General features: G+C 57.7%; 2 protein-coding genes and 2 pseudogenes. All 4 read right to left on the bottom strand.

Annotation, left to right across the window (positions count from 1 at the left end; genetic code table 11):
• Window positions 1-700, bottom strand: a 700-nt coding sequence (locus ACXRVY_RS25095; protein ID WP_458238530.1) for a proline racemase family protein, incomplete at its 3' end; no start/stop codon positions are given.
• A gap of 12 nt (window positions 701-712) precedes the next feature.
• A complete protein-coding gene (locus tag ACXRVY_RS25090) occupies window positions 713-1,561 on the bottom strand; it encodes an ABC transporter permease (RefSeq protein WP_457265842.1) in 849 nt (282 codons plus the stop codon).
• Window positions 1,558-2,124, bottom strand: a pseudogene (locus tag ACXRVY_RS25085) (ABC transporter permease); the annotation flags it as partial. The gene ACXRVY_RS25090 and the pseudogene ACXRVY_RS25085, both read right to left, overlap by 4 nt.
• Window positions 2,010-2,242 (bottom strand): annotated as a pseudogene (locus ACXRVY_RS25080) (hypothetical protein); the annotation flags it as partial. The pseudogenes ACXRVY_RS25085 and ACXRVY_RS25080, both read right to left, overlap by 115 nt.

The raw sequence follows: 2,242 nt of genomic DNA, 5'->3' as shown, positions 1-2,242 counted from the left end.
CGGTTCTGCTCTGTGGATTGTCACACCAGATGATGTGATGAACACCACTGATTCTGCTGTTCTCTGGATGCACAGGGTCACAAATGGCAGAGAGCGCTGCGCGCAACTTCTGGCTCAACCCCACGATGTCAGCCGTCGTCTGCCCTTCGAATCCAGTCCAGCACTCCTGTAGTTCGACCACCGCATAGAAATTCCCGCCGTAGGCGATGTCCACCGTAAACGTACCAATACCAGGTACTTGCACCACCACATCGGCGCTGTGCAGGTAGCTGGCTACGTTGAACAAGCGAATCGACTCAACAAATTCGCCGCCCAGGGTGTATTCGGCATCGACCCGTCCCGCCGGTGTTTCAATCGCCAGTTTTCCCGGCTCGCGAGGTGTCACCAAGCCCTCTTCAATGACCACGGTCGATAATCCGATGGTGCCCGCTCCACACATCGGCAGGCAGCCACTGACTTCGATAAACAACGCACCGAAGTCGCAGTCGTCACGTACCGATGGATAAATAATGACGCCAGACATGATGTCGTGTCCCCGAGGCTCGAACATCAATGCGGTGCGTACCCAGTCGTGGTCACGCACGAAAATATCGCGTCGCTCCGCCATCGATACGGAGGGCATCAGCGGTGCTCCGCCCGCTACAACCCGAACCGGGTTGCCGCACGCGTGCGAATCAATGCAAAAAAAGCTGCGCCTCATACTGATGCCCTTTCAAAGGAGTTTGCTGGGGGAGTGACGCTGCAACGCGCCCCGTGACAGTCGATCCAACAGCAGCGCAATAGCGACAATGGCCAGGCCCGCTCGAAGGCCTGATCCCATCTCCATCCTGGAGAGGCCACGGGTAACTTCAGCCCCCAGGCCGCCCGCCCCCACCAAGCCTGCCAGCACCACCATCGCCAGCGACATGAGGATGCATTGGTTCAGGCCTACCAACAGTGTGGGTGCAGCAGTCGGCAGTTCAATTTTGAACAGAATGTCTTTAGGTGAAGCACCGGATGCCTGGCCCAACTCAAGGAGATCCTTGGGCAGTTGCTTGAAGGCCAGGGTCGTCAATCTGAGCATCGGCGGGATGCCGTAAACAATCGTTGCGATGATTGCGGGCACCCGTCCCAAGCTGAACAGCATCACTGCGGGGATCAGGTATACCCAGGGCGGCACCGTTTGCATGATGTTCAGAATCGGCAGCAACGCTTCATCTATACGCTTCACCCGGGCGGCCAGAACCCCCAGCGGGAAGGCAATGGCAACAGAGATCAGGACCGACACGCTGACGAGCGCAATCGTCTGGATGGACGCGCCCCAAAGGCCAGCGAACAAACAGAAAACCAACATCAGCGCAGCGAAAACAGCGACTCGTTTATTGGCAAAAAAGAAGGCCGCAACGACGACAATACCGATGAACAAGTACGGATGGGGAGCAAGCAGCGCCCCCTCCACTGCACCGAGTACCGCCTCAATGACCTGACTTATCCCTTTGAACAATCCATGTAAATTAGTGTTCAGCCAGTCAACGGCGGGAGCCAGGTAATCGCCTGGAGAAAATTGAATGTGCGTTGTCATTGGGAAGCCCTCACCCGCGCCTGTGCAGCACTCTGCGCCAGACGATCCAGGATCATGGTCAGGATAACGATAGCGATGGCCGCGTTGATCGACTTGGCGATATCCAACGTACGGATGGAACCGTAAATCGMCTCGCCCAAACCACCCGAACCCACAATGCCGGCGATGACGACCATACCGAACGCCATCATCAGGCTTTGGTTGATACCGGCCATGATGCTGGGCATGGCGAACGGTAAGCGGATCTTGAAAAACATCTTCATTCCAGTCACGCCGCTGGCATCTCCCAACTCGATGAACTCCTTGGGTGTCATGCGAATACCCAGGGAGGTCAGTCGTAGCGCAGGGGGAAGCGCGACGATAAAAGTCGCCAACAGCGCCGTGGCAGGGCCGTAGCCGAGCAGTGCAATGGCCGGCAGCAGGTAGATGTAGGGCGGCATCGTCTGGATCAAATCCAGACAAGGATCAACCACGCGATCAAAGGCCGGCGCCAGACCGGCAATGACCCCCAGCGGAATGGCGACAACCAGTGCCAGGACAGTCGCAGTGAGCACCAGGGCAAGCGCAAATCCAGACAAGGATCAACCACGCGATCAAAGGCCGGCGCCAGACCGGCAATGACCCCCAGCGGAATGGCGACAACCAGTGCCAGGACAGTCGCAGTGAGCACCAGGGCAAGCG

The organism is Pseudomonas sp. P5_A2_2, assembly GCF_054177685.1.
The sequence above is the reverse complement of the archived record's forward strand: the minus strand, read 5'-3'. Positions and strand labels throughout refer to the sequence as shown.

Coding starts and splice junctions, on each gene's coding strand:
- ACXRVY_RS25090 (WP_457265842.1), bottom strand. CDS start 1,561: ATGACAACGCACATTCAATTTTCTCCAGGCGATTACCTGGCTCCCGCC.